The sequence below is a fragment of the Rhizobium sp. WYJ-E13 genome (assembly GCF_018987265.1).
Taxonomy (GTDB): Bacteria; Pseudomonadota; Alphaproteobacteria; order Rhizobiales; family Rhizobiaceae; genus Rhizobium.
On record NZ_CP076853.1, the window covers coordinates 2,806,494 to 2,819,644 of the forward strand.

Here is a 13,151-nt window from a genome sequence, read left to right on the forward strand (position 1 = left end):
TCAGATCTGAAGGTTCGCTTCATGGCCAGACCGCTTACCATTGTCGATCTCAAGAAAATGGCTCAGCGTCGTGTGCCGAAGATGTTCTTCGATTATGCGGATTCCGGTGCCTGGACGGAATCGACCTATGCCGCGAACGAAGCCGATTTTCGCGACATCAAGCTGCGCCAGCGCGTGCTGGTCGACATGACCGACCGCACGCTCGAGACGACGATGATTGGCCAGACGGTGTCGATGCCGGTGGCGCTTGCCCCCACCGGTATGACCGGCATGCAGCACGCCGATGGAGAAATGCTCGCAGCCCGCGCGGCGGAAGAATTCGGCGTGCCCTTCACGCTCTCGACCATGAGCATCTGCTCGATCGAGGATGTCGCTTCGGTCACGACCAAACCCTTCTGGTTCCAGCTCTACGTCATGCGGGACCGGGATTTCGTTCTCAATCTCATAAACCGCGCCAAAGCAGCTGGATGCTCCGCTCTGGTGCTGACTGCCGATCTGCAGATTCTCGGCCAACGCCATAAGGATTTGCGCAACGGCCTGTCCGCTCCGCCGAAATTCACGCCGAAACATATCTGGCAGATGGCGAGGCGCCCCTTCTGGTGCATGGACATGATGAAGACGAAGCGTCGCAGCTTCGGCAATATTCTGGGCCACGCCAAGGGCGTTACCGACCTCTCGTCGATCTCGACATTCACGCACGAGCAGTTCGACCCGCAGCTTTCCTGGAAGGACGTGGCCTGGGTCAAGGAACAGTGGGGAGGCCCGTTGATCATCAAAGGTATCCTTGACGTCGAGGATGCAAAGCAGGCCATCGATACCGGGGCCGACGCAATTATCGTCTCCAACCACGGTGGCCGTCAGCTCGACGGCGCCCCCTCCTCGATCCGCATGCTGCCTGATATCGTCGACGCCGTCGCCGACCGCATCGAGGTGCATCTGGATGGCGGTATCCGCTCCGGCCAGGATGTGCTGAAAGCCGTGGCACTCGGCGCCCGCGGCACCTATATCGGCCGCCCCTTCCTCTACGGCCTCGGCGCCATGGGCAAGGAGGGCGTCACGCTGGCGCTCGAAATCATCCGCAAGGAGATGGACGTCACTATGGCGCTCTGCGGCAAACGCGATATCAAGGATGTGGACTCCTCGATTATTGCCTGATGTCAGTAAGATTGCGGCATCCGGCCAGTCGCGAGCGCGGATGCCCATTCCGGGCGGCCATTGGCTTCTGCCAAGACCGACATGGCCATGTTGTCGTATCGGAGATTGCGGAATTGCGCCGTCCATCCGCTGGCCGATTTTTCCAACACCGCATAACTCGCCATTGCGTGGCCGGTTTCGACCTTGTGCGGATAGGGTTTGTCATCGTCATAGGCGGGACCGCCGACACTGCCGGGATTGACGATAAGACGGCCGCCGGAAAGTGCTGCCATACGGGGAATATGCGTGTGGCCACACAGGATCAACGGGCTTTCGATACCTTCCGCCAGCGCTTCGATCTCCGCCTGCGGCCTGAGCACCACGCTGCCGTCGGCAACGGCCATATCCAGCCAGTAGAGGTTATCGTCATGAGGCGTTGCATGGCAGAGATAGATCTCATCCCGGTAGACCAGGTCGACCGGTAGCGACCGCAGCCAATCGAAATGAGCTGCACCAAGCTGCGCATAGGCGGCGGCATCCGAGATATGCATCTCCTCCGGCGGTCCTTCGATCAGATAGCGGTCGTGATTGCCGCGCACGGTCGGAATGGAGAGCGATAGCAGACGATCCGCCACCTTGCCCGCCTCCAGCGGACCGCTGAAACAATCGCCGAGATTGACGATATCTGTAATCCCTTGGGCAGCGATGTCAGCCAACACGGCGTCCAGTGCCGGATAGTTGCCATGGATATCGGCAATAGCGGCAAAACGCATGTCAGCTCCCGCGATAGGTGGAATAGCCATAGGGCGAGATCAGCAGCGGCACATGATAATGCGCCGAGACATCGGCAATGCCGAAGCGGATCGGCACGAGGTCGAGGAAAGCCGGATGCGGCAGAGGCGTCCCGTTTGCCCTGAGGTAATCTCCGGCGTGAAAAAGCAGTTCGTAGGTACCGGCGCGAAAGCTCTCGCCGATCAGGATCGGCCCGCCATCGACACGGCCATCGGCATTGGTCTCTACGGTCTTGATATGGTGGCGAAGCTCACCCTCGATGTGAAAGAGATCGATCCGCAACCCCTGTGCCGGCTTGCCGAGTGCAGTATCGAGAACATGGGTGGTCAGTCCGGTCATAGGCCTAGCTCTTTGATGATGAAGGGCTCGTCGAAGAAGAATTCTTCCAGATTGTTGCCTGGACCGTCACGGTCGACAACGAGAAAATCGCTCGGCTCTCCAAGCGCCATCAGCGGATGATGCCAGACATTGCGCCGGTAATTCACGCCCTGGTCGCCGCGGGCGAGGAAGACCCGCGGACGGCCGGGACGGCCATCTTCATCTTCCGAAACGACGACGAGGAAAGGGCGGCCCGAGATCGGCGAGAAGCTCTGACTGCCGAAAGGATGCCGCTCCATCATGCCGAGCTCATAGGGAAAACCGCGTGGCTGGCCGCGAAAGAGATTGATGATGACGCGAGCGCCCTCGCCCACGGCTTCGGGTGCAGCAAGCGCGTGGAAGCGCTCGGTATTGCCGCCGTTGATATAACGCATGGTTGCGGGATCGGCTTCGATGACCTCACCGAAAGGTACAAAGGCGGATTTGGTAAGGGGGTGGATTTCCAGATATTGGGACATTGGACCTATTCGCCTTGGGCACGCCAGTTGCGGACAAGATCAAGCCGGTCAAGCAGATCAGGCACATCGTCTTTGGCTGTGGCCCAGACCTTCTCCAAATCAATGTCGAAATAGCCATGCGCGATGCGGTTGCGCATGCCGCGCATCGCGCCCCAAGGAAATTCGGGGTATTCGACGGCGAATTCGGGATGGATCTTCATCAATTGAGCAGCCGTCTCCGACGCCATCAAGAGACTCATCCCGACAGCGCGCTGCAAGACGATATCCTCGAGAAACCGCTGCTTGCTGACATCAGCGATCATTGCGTGGGCCTCGGCCGCGGCTGATCGCATCCGCTCGAGAAGATACGGGATACGACTCTCGCTCATATGGGCTTGGCCTCGGAAAGAACCCGGGTGCGAATCGATTCGGGAAAATCGCCGGGGGTCAGAAGGTGGATCGACGTGCCAAGCATCATCTGCTCCAAAGCATCCTGCAAACCGCCAAGCGTCAGCAATGTGCTGCCGGGCAGCGCGTCCACCAGAATATCCAGATCGCTATCCGGCCGATCCTCGCCACGGGCGACGGAGCCGAAGACACGCGGGTTTGCTGCATTGAAGCGTTTGGTCGCTTCCCGGATCGCCTGCCTGTTCTTTTCCAACACTTCCGACGGTCTCATCGTCGTATCACTCCTGATGCCGCAAATATAAGTGACGCGCTTGAAAGAGGAAAGAACTCACGCCTTCACCTGGCACCAGTGGCAAAGGCTGGCAGACTGGCATCAGCCGTATCGGTCATCAGGTCCCCGGAAGCATGGATGTCAGGCGCAGCAGCGCAATCTTTTCGACCTCAGCTGCAGCAGTCACGAATTCCTCGTCGCTGGTATTGTCGATCCGCTTTTCGAAAGCGGCAAGGATATCGTCCTTGTTCAGCCCCTTCACGGCGATGATGAAGGGAAAGCCGAATTTCTGCGTATAGGCGAAGTTGAGTTCGGTGAAACGCGCGTGCTCCTCAGGGCTCAACCGATCGAGTCCGGCACCTGCCTGCTCCTTTTTGCTGTCTTCAGTCAGCTCACCCGATATCGCCAGCCGCCCGGCAAGATCGGGATGAGCGCGCAGGACGCCAAGGCGCTCCTCCTTGCTCGCCGCGCGAAAAATAGCGACGAGTTCCGTGTGCACACGATCCACGGTCAGCTTGTCGCCGACCAAGCCGTCGTCATAGGCCCGTTCTGCAATGAAGGGCGAATGCTCGAAGACACCGCCGAAGCGGGACACAAACTCACTGCGCGAAATCATCAGATCGTTTCCGGCTTATGGTTCGCATGCCAGTGCTTCGCAATCTCGATCCGGCGCGGGATCCAGACCTTGTCGTGCTTCAGCACATATTCCATGAAGCGCTTGAGCGCCGCCGCACGTCCAGGCCGGCCGACGAGCCGGCAATGCAGGCCGACGGACATCATCTTCGGGCTGCCTTCCTTGCCCTCTTCATAAAGCGTGTCGAACGCATCCTTGAGGTAGGTGAAGAACTGGTCGCCGGAATTGAAGCCCTGCGGTGTCGCAAAGCGCATGTCGTTGGTTTCGAGCGTATAGGGAATGATGAGGAAGGGATTTTCGTCGATGCCCTTCACCCAATAGGGAAGATCGTCGGCATAAGAATCGGAGGAATAAAGGAAACCGCCCTCCTCCTGAACCAGCCGCAGCGTATTGTCCGACGGCTTGCCCTGATACATCCCGTAAGGCCGCTCGCCCGTCAGTTCGGTGTGCAGCCGCACCGCTTCCATAATGTGCTTGCGCTCCAAATCTTCCGGAAAATCCTTGTATTCCAGCCAGCGATAGCCGTGGCTGGCAATCTCCCAGCCGGCTTCCTTCATGGCGGCGACGGCTTCCGGGTTGCGGGCCATGGCAAGCGTCACGCCGTAGACGGTCGCCTGCACCTTGAGGTCGGTGAAAAGACGCCAGAGCCGCCAGAAGCCGGCACGGGAGCCGTATTCATAGATCGACTCCATGTTGAGATTGCGCTGGTTCGGCCAGGGCTGCGCGCCGACGATTTCCGACAACAGGTTTTCCGAAGCCGGATCGCCGTCGAGGATGGAGCTCTCGCCACCCTCTTCGTAATTGATGACGAACTGCACGGCGACGCGCGCCTCGCCGGGCCACTTCGGATCGGGCGTCTTGCGCCCGTAACCGATGAGATTGCGCGCATAGGTCTCGGATACCATCAAATCACCTTTTGAAAAGTCGGGTGAAACGGTAGCATCCGTGAGCGGAATGTCGAGGCGTAAAAGTGCTTAACTGGCCTTTTGCCCGAGGCGGCGCCTCAGGCGATCTTGCGGGCGCTCACCTTGCCCATCGGATGCAGCGAGTGCACCCGGAACGGACCGCCGGCACCTTCCTCGATCATCAACGCGACATTCGAGACCGTCACCGGATCGACAAGCACCGGATCGAAGATCGATCGCAACGCCTGCTCGATGCGCGGCATGTCGACGGCGTTGACTGGACCCGTGACCGGCATATGGAAGCGGAATTCGTCCATCACATAAGGGTTGCCCCAGCGATGCAGGTTCGCGAATTGTGCAGCCGAAAGTCCGTCCGGATCGCTGCGCTCGATATCCGCCTCGGAGAGCGGCGCACGGAAACGGTCGAACTCCTGAACGATCGCCGAAGCCAAGTAGTGAACCTGGTCGCAGGGCCGGATCGGTGACAGGCTGTAGAAGGTCCCGAGGCGCGCAACTTCCAGACGCGGAATCTGGAAGGGCGAAAGCGTCCCACAGAATCGCATGAGGTCGCGCAAGAGTTGCGATTCGGAAACCTCGGATGAGAGGTGGAAAGGGGCCTTCAACACGCCATGGAACCCGTAGCGCCGCGGCACCGCCGTATGAAAGGCGATCTCATGGATACCGAGGCCGCGGATTGCCGGCGGCTCGACCATATCGCCTGAAAATACGTTGCGGCCAAGCCAATTGGCCGCCACATGCGAGAGCGGATCGCTCGCTGATGGCGTGAAGCAAATGGCATAGCGCATGCGATTTCCTCCATCGGATGAAATGAGCGCGGATCACTCCCAGCGCTCGCGATGCGCAAGCAGATAGGTGATTTACATGACAGAATAACGAAGCGGAGCGGCTTCTAATTCACGTTTAACGTGAAGAGACTGCGATGTGGTTTGAAATTGCAAAGCTTTCCGGCAATAAAAAATCCGCGGGTGTATCGCTTGCAATGCATATTGCCGCCTCCGCCAACCGGTGCGCCAGTCCGAAGCTGACCTTGAAACCACCGGTCAGGGCAATGAGGTTGCGATTCGCAGGATGCGCGCCGACCATCGGATCGCGGTCGATCGCCTTTGGGCGCAAGCCGGCCCAGCGCTCGATGACAGGCGCAGCGCGCAGCGCGGGAACCATGTCGCGGGCGGCTTCGATCAGCGCGTCAAGCTGCTCGTCCGTGGAAAAGGGATCGGCGAAGCTGTTTTCGCTGGTGCTGCCGACTGCCACATGCCCACCCTCATGCGCGACGACATAAAGCCCGTCCCGAAAGATGGTCGGCAAAGCAGGATCGATATCGGCAGCAAGCAGCGCCGCCTGCCCTTTCACAGCTTGCCCGAGTGGTTTCTTCAGCCCCGGCGTCAGGTTCTCCAGGAGGGGAAAGGAGCGATAGCCCGCAGCAAGGATGCAGCGCCCGAAGGCGACGGCTCCGCCCTCGATCGAGGCCATTCCGCGTGCCGGATCGACCCCTGTAATTTCCGTATTCTCCAGCACCCTCACATGGCGTGCCTTGCGCAGAAAGGCCGCCAAGGCGGCGGTGAGCAAACGAGGAGCAACGCGAGCGGCAAGCGTGTCATGCACGAAACCACTTTCGCCGGCCGCCGGATCGATCCAGCCGTTACCCGGCGGCCGGTCCAGCACATGCCAGTGGAAACGCCGTTCCCCCGCCTTCCAATGGATCTCCGCATCCGCGGAATGGCCAAGTGCGATCTTGCGCAGATGCGGTTTCGTCAGGGGAATGAGCCGGCCGGAACGCCCGTAGCCGGCCGAAAGCCCCGTCGCCGCCTCGATGGCCGCAATCTCCGCTTCCAGGGAGATAAGCGCATCGAACTGAAACTGCTTCTTTGCAGACCAGCGGTCCGGCATATGCGGCATCAAAGCGCCGAGCAGTCCACCGCTTGCCCCGCTGCCGAGATAGCCGGCATCGACAAGCAGCGTTTCTATGCCGCGACGCTCGGCATGAACGGCCGCCCACAGTCCCATAATGCCGCCACCGACAATGAGGAGGTCGATCGATGATTGACCCGAGGCCGGGACGGGACTATCGGCTTTTTCCATGACAGACATCAATCCCGATCAGATCGGCGCGGGCAAGCCGCAGCCCCTCGAATGGCGCGACGGCGATATGCCCTATTCGACCGCCTTTGGCGACCATTTTTATTGCCAGACCGACGGGCGGCTGGAATGCGGCCACGTCTTCCTCGCCGGAAACGGCCTGCCCGAACGATGGAATGGCCGCTCGACCTTCCTCATCGGCGAACTCGGCTTCGGCACCGGGCTGAATTTTTCAGAGACCTGGCGACAATGGAAGCTCTACCGCCAGCCGGGCCAGCATCTGCATTTCATGTCGTTCGAGCTCTATCCGATGCGCCGGGAGGAAATCGACCGTGCGCTGGCTCACTGGCCTGAAATCGATGCCGAACGACAGGCTCTGGCCGCCGCGTGGCCGGACACGCCCGAGGGTATCGTCTCTCTCGATTTGGGCAGTCAGACCAGGCTCAGTGTTGTCTGCGGCCGCGCAGTCGATGGCGTCGCTGCAGCGGCTCACGGATTCGATGCCTGGTATCTCGACGGCTTCGCGCCATCGCGCAACAGCGATATGTGGTCGGAAGAACTGATGCGCCTCGTCTGCGAAAAGACTGCATCACGCGGAAGCTTCGCGACCTATGCCGCAGCGGGCTTCGTGCGCCGCAATCTCGCGGGCGCCGGCTTCGTTGTCGAGCGGCGCAAAGGCTTTGCCGGCAAGCGGGAAATGCTCTGCGGCGTCAAGCCTTAGAGCAATCCCAGCAAAAGTGCATAGCGATTTTGCGTCCGGAATTGCGTAAAAACAAAGAGATAGAGCATTTCCCGTGATTCGAAGAAGAACGGAAATGCTTTAGTATCCGGAGCGGCCCGGCTGCAATTCACCGCGGCCAAGCCACTGACGGATCTTGTCCTCCAGAAGTTCCGGGCTGATCGGCTTGGACATGTAGTCGTCCATGCCCGCATCGAGGCAGAGTTCCCGGTCGCTTTCCAGCGCGTGCGCCGTCACGCCGATAACAGGCACGCGATACCCCTGGCCCTGTTCCTTCTGGCGGATCAGTTTCGTCGCCTGATGGCCGTTCATGACGGGCATGGAAACGTCCATCATGATGAGGCGCGGCGTATGCCGTTCCCAGGCTTCCACAGCCTCCTCCCCGTTGTTGACGACGAGGAAGGAAAGCCCGGTTCCCTGCAGGATCTGCGTGAAGACGATCTGGTTGACTTCGTTGTCTTCGGCCACGAGGACATCGACGAATTCGGCCGCCCGCTTCTTCGGAGCAGGTGTCGGCGCCAGCAGTGGTACCGCCTCCGCTTCCTTCTGCAGCCGCATGATCTCGGTCTCGGAAGCCTGTTTGACGCGGCTTGCCCGCACCACCTCGACGACCGTATTGCGCATCACATTGGCGCGGGCCGGCTTCATCAGATGCGCATGGCCGTTCAGCGCCGCGAACTCCTTCTCCGTGCCGGAAATATCCATCGAGGTCAGGAAGATGATCGGCAGGTCTACGAAGCGGCTGTCGGCGCGCAGACGGCGCGCGACCTCGGCGCCGTTCATGTCAGGCATATGATAATCGAGCACGACGGCATCGACCTTGATGCCGAGATCGGCAGCAGCCTCCAGAATGGCAAAGCCGGTGGCGCCACCTTCCGCGGCAACGCCATCGAAGCCCCAGAGGCTCAGCTGTTCGGTCAGGATACGGCGATTGACCTCGTTGTCGTCGATGACGAGGATACGCGCACCCTGCACATTGATCGGCAGCGGTTTCTGCTCGATGCGGGCGGCGGCAACCGCGAAAGGCAGTTTGACGGTGAAGACCGAGCCCTTGCCCCATTCGCTTTCGACATTGATATAGCCGCCGAAAAGATCGACGAGGCCGGCCGTGATTGCGAGGCCCAGGCCCGTGCCTTCATGCCGCCGGGTCGATGACGAATCGACCTGTGAGAACTTGTCGAAGACCGTTTCCACCCTCTCGGTCGGAATGCCGATGCCGGTGTCCTCGATGCGCAGGTTGATCATGACCTCGCCGCCTGCAGACGGCTCGAAACTGATATCCACGAAGACGTGCCCGCGCTCGGTGAATTTCACCGCGTTGCCGACGAGATTGGTCACGATCTGGCGGAAGCGCCCCGCATCGCCGATGACAGCCGCTGGCAGATCAGGGGCGGCTCGAACCAACAGTTCGATATTTTTCTCCGCCGCAGGCGAAGACAGCAGCGTCGCGACATCCTCGACAGCCTCCACCAGATCAAAAGCAGATTTGCGCAGTTTCATCTGGCCGGCATCGATCTTCGAGAAATCGAGGATGTCGTTGATGATCGTCAAGAGCGCATTGCCCGACTTGACGATGATGTCGACGAAGGTCTTCTGGCGGGTATCGAGATTGGTCTTGGCGAGCAGTTCCGCCATGCCGAGCACCCCGTTCATCGGCGTGCGGATCTCATGGCTCATATTGGCGAGGAATTCGGACTTGGCGCGGTCGGCGGCCTCGGCACGCGACAGAAGCTGCGTCAGCTCCTCCTCACGCTGCTTGAGTTCGGTCACGTCGGTAAACAGCGCCACCCAGTGCTGCCGCTCGCTGATAGTGGCTTCCATGTTCACCCAGCGCTCGCCGCCGACGTGGAAAACGGTGGAGATCGGCTGGCGCGCAGCGATATTGGCACGCCACTCCTCCAGCGTTTCGACCGCCTTGTCGTGGAAATCGCCGCGATTGGCGCAGAACTGGAAGAGATCGATCCAGCCCCGGCCAACGTCCGTCAGCTCGGCCGGAATGCGCAGCACGTCGGCAAGCCCGTCATTGGAAAGCTTGATCACGCCGTCCTGGACGATCGCAAGTCCCTGCGACATGGCATGTGTCGCATCGCGCATCATCTCGCCGAGACTTTCAAGCGCTGCGCGCGCCTCATGGATTTCCTGCTCGCGCGCACGTACGGCGGAAATATCGGAATAGGTCAGCAGGATACGGTTGCTGGAAATGCGCCTGGAATCGAAGATGACCGATTTTCCGGCAGCCCAGTCGAGCTCGATCGGCTCCGGATTGATTGCCTCGAAAAGCCCCTTGCGAAATGCGTAGATCTCTTCCGGCGTTTGCGTCTCACCGTAGCGGCCGAGCTCGTAATTGCGCTTGATGACATCGATGAACGGCCGCCCATCGAAGCGATCGTCGAGCGGCAGTTCCCAGATGCTGTAGAACTCGTCGTTAACGTAGAGAATGGTGTGATCATTATCGAGGATCAGCACGCCGACCGGCAGCGAACGCAGAATGCTCTCGATTTCCTGATGCAGCAGTTCTTCCTGCTCACGCGCCTCGATCAATTCCTTTTCGCGCGCTTTCAGCGGCGTGATGTCGGAGAAGGAACCGACGACATAACGCTTGCCGTCAGGCGTCACGACCCGGTTGACACGGGAGATCACCTGGAAGATTTCCCCGTCGGTATTCGGCAGGGTGCTCTCGATCTCGGTCAGCACGCCGTTTTCCAGCGCCTGCAGGTTTTCCTGGTAGATCGCCTCGCCTGCCTCCTGCCCGAAGATATCGTGCTCAGTCAGACCAAGCGCCTTGGAACGGGCATAGCCGGTGAAGGTCTCGTAATACTGGTTGGCATAGACCAGCCGGTGATCTTCGTCGCGCACGAAGGCAGCAACCGGAAGATCCTCCATGATGGTGCGCAGTAGGTCGCGCTCGCGCACGCTTTCATGCCATGCCGTCTCGCCGGCCGGCGCAGACTTGCTGCCGTCTGGCGCAGACCTGCTGCCATCTGGCGCATACCTGCTGCCCCCGCGATAGGCGGCGTTGACGATCAGCGGGCGGCCGTCTTCGGCGAAGATGCCGATCGGATGATCGAGATTTTCCAGCGCCTTGCGGATACGGCCGAGGTCGGCGGCGATCGTATCCGCAACGTCGGGAATCGCACGGCGCGTTTCGCGCGCATCGAAGATGCCAAGCACATAGGCTCGGTCCTGCGAGGGCGAAAAGCTCTCGATCAGCACCCGTTCATGGCTGAGTCCCGCGGCATCGAAGGCGATGGCGCTCTCTTCCGTGCCAAAAACCAGCGCACGGCGTTCGCGGTCCTCACGTTCTTCTTCTTCCGGCCGGTCGAAGAGTTCACGGCTGCGCCGGCCGATGAAATCGGAGATCTCGCGGCCGAAGAAGCGGGCATAGGCCTCGTTGACGGCAACATAGCGGAGTTCGCTGTTTTTGACATAGGCCGGGGTATCCAGATCAGCGATCCGGCGGCAGGCCAGCTCCAAGAGTTCCCCGGTAGAAATCAAAAAATCTTCACTCCCGCAATGAATGAAATATCTCTTAGAACAACTCTAACACCAAGGCCTTTAACAAGCTGTTAACCATAAAATTCCGCAGGCAAAAATTCCAAGCCGGCTCATGAAGTTGGTGGATGACGGTGACAACAAAGGCTTGCACGGGGCTGACATAGTCAGAAGGTCATGGGGAAAATGCCGCCAGCCCAATTCAGGAGCGGCAAGTATGGAGAAAATTTAATCCCGGCACGGCTTGCGCGACCATGAACGCGCCGCGATCGGAGCGGATTCTGGCAATGGCTTCAATGACAAGCCTACCACGAAAGGAATTCGACATGTCCGTTCTTCATAAGACAGTGGCGGCGGGCCTGATTGCACTGACATTCGCCGGTGCCTCACTGGCAACGGCCGATACCGCAAACGCCCGGCCGCACGATGCCTTCTGGGGCGGTGTTGCCGGCGGCGTCATCGGCGGCGTTGTAGGTGGAGCGATTGCCTCGCGTCCCGCTTACCCTGGACCCTACGCCTATTATCCACGGCCTTATGCCTATTATCCGGCCTATCCCGCATACCCTGCCTATTACGGTCCGCGCTTCTGCCATCCCGAATGGCGCTATGACCGTTGGGGCGAGCCCTATCGCATCGAGGTCTGCAGGCGCTGAAGGTCTTACCGGCGCCGCTTGACCTCCCGCCGGCGCCGGGCCATGCATCGCGTGACCCGAGGGAGGATATGCGATGCCCGAACCACTCAAGAACCTTCTGCATCCGGCGCTCGTGCACGCCATGGCGGAGATCATCGCCGCCGGCGCCCCTTCCTTCGACAGCGACCGGTTCACGGCACTCGCAACCGGCGGCATAGAATCGCTGGAGCTCATGGAGCGCGCAGCACTGATCCGCGACGCGCTTCTTGCGACCCTGCCCGAGGATTTCCCGCAGGCCGCGACAATCCTTCACGCGAGCCTGCCGGCCGCCGGCAAGGTTGGGCTGACCGGCTGGATGCTGCTGCCCGTCAACCAGTTCGTCGCCTCACGTGGCGTCGGCGATTTCGATATCGCACTCAATCTTCTGAAAGCGCTGACGCCGCATTTCACCGCAGAGTTCGGTATCCGCCAGTTCATCCATCAGGATCAACAGCGCGCGCTGGCAACGATCACCCGCTGGGTCGACGATCCCAACCATCATGTGCGGCGGCTGGCGAGCGAAGGCACCCGCCCCCGCCTGCCTTGGGCGATGCGCCTGCCGCAGCTCGTCAGGGATCCATCTCCCATCCTGCCGATCCTCACGGCCCTGATGGACGATCCCGAAGACTATGTCCGCCGCTCCGTCGCAAACAGCCTGAACGACATCGCCAAGGATCATCCCGATCTCGTCGCAACCTTCATTGCCAAACATATCGAAGAGGCTTCCGCCGAACGCCGTTGGCTTCTCAAACACGCCTCCCGGACGCTGCTGAAGAAGGGCCACGCCCAGGCGCTCGCCAATTTCGGCTTCGGCGCAGCATCGGCTCTGGAATGCGAACTGCGATTGCCCAAGCCATCAGTGCTTTTCGGCGAAGGTCTGGATTTCGAAATCCGCCTGCGCAATGCCGGCAAGGCCTCTCAATCCCTGATGATTGACTATGCCATCCATCACGTGAAGGCTGACGGCTCCCTCTCCCCAAAGGTCTTCAAATGGAAAACCGTGACGCTTGCAGCCGGTGAAGAACATGTCGTCCAGCGTCGCCACGCAATGCGGCCGATCACGACACGGCGCTACTATCCCGGCGAACATCGCATCGTCATTCTCATCAACGGTACCGAGGCGGCCTCGGGAAATTTCCTCCTTTCCATGCCCTCAGAGGTCATTGTCGGCTGATCCCCTTGACTTTCAGTGG

The 13,151-nt window shown here is 60.2% G+C and carries 14 protein-coding genes; 4 read left to right on the top strand and 10 right to left on the bottom strand.

Going from position 1 to position 13,151, the window contains the following annotated elements:
* Positions 1 to 21 precede the first annotated feature (21 nt).
* Complete coding sequence (locus KQ933_RS14145; protein ID WP_216755472.1) at positions 22 to 1,155, top strand: alpha-hydroxy acid oxidase; 1,134 nt, start codon at positions 22 to 24, stop codon at positions 1,153 to 1,155.
* Between the two features lie 2 nt (positions 1,156 to 1,157).
* Here KQ933_RS14145 and KQ933_RS14150 read toward each other — a convergent pair whose 3' ends face one another.
* The 9 genes from KQ933_RS14150 to KQ933_RS14190 form a co-directional block, all read right to left on the bottom strand.
* Positions 1,158 to 1,907 carry a metallophosphoesterase gene (locus KQ933_RS14150; RefSeq protein ID WP_216755473.1) on the bottom strand — a complete coding sequence of 250 codons (750 nt, stop codon included), beginning with the start codon at positions 1,905 to 1,907 and terminating at the stop codon, positions 1,158 to 1,160.
* A gap of 1 nt (position 1,908) precedes the next feature.
* Positions 1,909 to 2,265 (bottom strand): hydroxyisourate hydrolase, encoded by a 357-nt coding sequence (gene uraH, locus KQ933_RS14155; protein WP_216755474.1) that lies wholly within the window; start codon positions 2,263 to 2,265, stop codon positions 1,909 to 1,911.
* Positions 2,262 to 2,762, bottom strand: coding sequence for an ureidoglycolate lyase (locus tag KQ933_RS14160; RefSeq protein ID WP_216755475.1), 501 nt, complete (start codon positions 2,760 to 2,762; stop codon positions 2,262 to 2,264). Before KQ933_RS14160 ends, uraH begins: the two co-directional genes overlap by 4 nt.
* Before the next feature lie 5 nt (positions 2,763 to 2,767).
* Positions 2,768 to 3,064 (bottom strand): HepT-like ribonuclease domain-containing protein, encoded by a 297-nt coding sequence (locus KQ933_RS14165; protein WP_253958241.1) that lies wholly within the window; start codon positions 3,062 to 3,064, stop codon positions 2,768 to 2,770.
* 62 nt (positions 3,065 to 3,126) lie between these two features.
* Positions 3,127 to 3,420, bottom strand: a complete 294-nt coding sequence (locus KQ933_RS14170; RefSeq protein WP_183731915.1) for a nucleotidyltransferase family protein — start codon at positions 3,418 to 3,420, stop codon at positions 3,127 to 3,129.
* Between the two features lie 118 nt (positions 3,421 to 3,538).
* On the bottom strand, positions 3,539 to 4,036 hold the full coding sequence (gene uraD / locus KQ933_RS14175; protein WP_216755477.1) for a 2-oxo-4-hydroxy-4-carboxy-5-ureidoimidazoline decarboxylase: 498 nt from the start codon (positions 4,034 to 4,036) through the stop codon (positions 3,539 to 3,541).
* Complete coding sequence (gene puuE, locus KQ933_RS14180; RefSeq protein ID WP_216755478.1) at positions 4,036 to 4,959, bottom strand: allantoinase PuuE; 924 nt, start codon at positions 4,957 to 4,959, stop codon at positions 4,036 to 4,038. Before puuE ends, uraD begins: the two co-directional genes overlap by 1 nt.
* Positions 4,960 to 5,057: 98 nt before the next feature.
* On the bottom strand, positions 5,058 to 5,765 hold the full coding sequence (locus KQ933_RS14185; RefSeq protein WP_216755479.1) for a DUF1045 domain-containing protein: 708 nt from the start codon (positions 5,763 to 5,765) through the stop codon (positions 5,058 to 5,060).
* A 115-nt stretch (positions 5,766 to 5,880) separates the two neighbouring features.
* A complete protein-coding gene (locus tag KQ933_RS14190) occupies positions 5,881 to 7,059 on the bottom strand; it encodes an FAD-binding oxidoreductase (protein ID WP_216755480.1) in 1,179 nt (392 codons plus the stop codon).
* On the opposite strand from KQ933_RS14190, the gene mnmD reads away from it, so the two are divergent.
* Positions 7,058 to 7,777 (top strand): tRNA (5-methylaminomethyl-2-thiouridine)(34)-methyltransferase MnmD, encoded by a 720-nt coding sequence (mnmD, locus tag KQ933_RS14195; RefSeq protein ID WP_216755481.1) that lies wholly within the window; start codon positions 7,058 to 7,060, stop codon positions 7,775 to 7,777. The two genes, KQ933_RS14190 and mnmD, sit on opposite strands and share 2 nt — an antisense overlap.
* Before the next feature lie 99 nt (positions 7,778 to 7,876).
* Here mnmD and KQ933_RS14200 read toward each other — a convergent pair whose 3' ends face one another.
* Entirely contained in the window at positions 7,877 to 11,290 is a 3,414-nt protein-coding gene (locus KQ933_RS14200; protein WP_216755482.1) for a response regulator, read from the bottom strand.
* Between the two features lie 323 nt (positions 11,291 to 11,613).
* On the opposite strand from KQ933_RS14200, the gene KQ933_RS14205 reads away from it, so the two are divergent.
* Positions 11,614 to 11,940 carry a hypothetical protein gene (locus KQ933_RS14205; RefSeq protein ID WP_216755483.1) on the top strand — a complete coding sequence of 109 codons (327 nt, stop codon included), beginning with the start codon at positions 11,614 to 11,616 and terminating at the stop codon, positions 11,938 to 11,940.
* 73 nt (positions 11,941 to 12,013) lie between these two features.
* Positions 12,014 to 13,132, top strand: a complete 1,119-nt coding sequence (locus KQ933_RS14210; protein ID WP_216755484.1) for a DNA alkylation repair protein — start codon at positions 12,014 to 12,016, stop codon at positions 13,130 to 13,132.
* Positions 13,133 to 13,151 lie beyond the last annotated feature (19 nt).

Bases quoted from the DNA above. Each gene is read 5' to 3' on its own strand.
- KQ933_RS14145 (WP_216755472.1), top strand. From the start codon at position 22: ATGGCCAGACCGCTTACCATTGTCGATCTCAAGAAAATGGCTCAGCGT.
- KQ933_RS14150 (WP_216755473.1), bottom strand. From the start codon at position 1,907: ATGCGTTTTGCCGCTATTGCCGATATCCATGGCAACTATCCGGCACTG.
- uraH (WP_216755474.1), bottom strand. From the start codon at position 2,265: ATGACCGGACTGACCACCCATGTTCTCGATACTGCACTCGGCAAGCCG.
- KQ933_RS14160 (WP_216755475.1), bottom strand. From the start codon at position 2,762: ATGTCCCAATATCTGGAAATCCACCCCCTTACCAAATCCGCCTTTGTA.
- KQ933_RS14165 (WP_253958241.1), bottom strand. From the start codon at position 3,064: ATGATCGCTGATGTCAGCAAGCAGCGGTTTCTCGAGGATATCGTCTTG.
- KQ933_RS14170 (WP_183731915.1), bottom strand. From the start codon at position 3,420: ATGAGACCGTCGGAAGTGTTGGAAAAGAACAGGCAGGCGATCCGGGAA.
- uraD (WP_216755477.1), bottom strand. From the start codon at position 4,036: ATGATTTCGCGCAGTGAGTTTGTGTCCCGCTTCGGCGGTGTCTTCGAG.
- puuE (WP_216755478.1), bottom strand. From the start codon at position 4,959: ATGGTATCCGAGACCTATGCGCGCAATCTCATCGGTTACGGGCGCAAG.
- KQ933_RS14185 (WP_216755479.1), bottom strand. From the start codon at position 5,765: ATGCGCTATGCCATTTGCTTCACGCCATCAGCGAGCGATCCGCTCTCG.
- mnmD (WP_216755481.1), top strand. From the start codon at position 7,058: ATGACAGACATCAATCCCGATCAGATCGGCGCGGGCAAGCCGCAGCCC.
- KQ933_RS14190 (WP_216755480.1), bottom strand. From the start codon at position 7,059: ATGGAAAAAGCCGATAGTCCCGTCCCGGCCTCGGGTCAATCATCGATC.
- KQ933_RS14205 (WP_216755483.1), top strand. From the start codon at position 11,614: ATGTCCGTTCTTCATAAGACAGTGGCGGCGGGCCTGATTGCACTGACA.
- KQ933_RS14210 (WP_216755484.1), top strand. From the start codon at position 12,014: ATGCCCGAACCACTCAAGAACCTTCTGCATCCGGCGCTCGTGCACGCC.